Below are 705 nucleotides of genomic sequence, written 5' to 3' on the forward strand. Positions count from 1 at the left end.
TTACTGCATGAACCAGCCGTGGCTGACGACGAACGACTGGCCCGTGAGCGCGGCGCTCGGGAACGCCGACAGGAACAGCACCGTCTGCGCGACGTCCTGCACCGTCGTGAACACGCCGTCGACCGTGTTGCCGAGCATCACCTTCTTCACCACTTCCTCTTCGCTGATGCCGAGCTCCTTCGCCTGCTCCGGAATCTGCTTGTCGACCAGCGGCGTGCGCACGAAGCCCGGACATACGACGTGCGAGCGCACGTTGTGCTTCGCGCCTTCCTTCGCCAGCACGCGCGCGAGACCGAGCAGCCCGTGCTTGGCCGTCACGTACGCCGACTTCAGCGGCGACGCTTCGTGCGAGTGCACCGAACCCATGTAGATCACGACGCCGCCGCGATCGTCCTTGTACATGTGCTTGAGCGCGGCCTTGGTCGTCAGGAACGCGCCGTCGACGTGGATCGCCTGCATCTTCTTCCAGTCGGAGAACGCGTAGTTCTCGATCGGGTTGACGATCTGGATGCCCGCGTTCGACACGAGGATGTCGACCGAGCCGAACGTGTCGGCCACCTTGTCGATGCCGCTGTTGACCGCTTCCTCGTTGGTCACGTCCATCGCGACGCCGATCGCCTTGCCGCCTGCCTTGACGATCTCGTCGGCAACCGCGTTTGCGCCGTCCTGGTTCAGGTCGGCGATCGCCACGGCCGCGCCCGCTTT

The 705-nt window shown here is 64.8% G+C and carries 1 protein-coding gene; it reads right to left on the reverse strand.

All coding sequences use genetic code 11. The features are described from left to right. Positions 1-705, reverse strand: a 705-nt coding sequence (locus DIE17_RS37075) for a 3-hydroxybutyrate dehydrogenase (RefSeq protein WP_148091663.1), incomplete at its 5' end; no start/stop codon positions are given.

It is taken from the genome of Burkholderia sp. Bp9099, from assembly GCF_003857805.1.
In the GTDB taxonomy this organism is placed as follows: Bacteria; Pseudomonadota; Gammaproteobacteria; order Burkholderiales; family Burkholderiaceae; genus Burkholderia.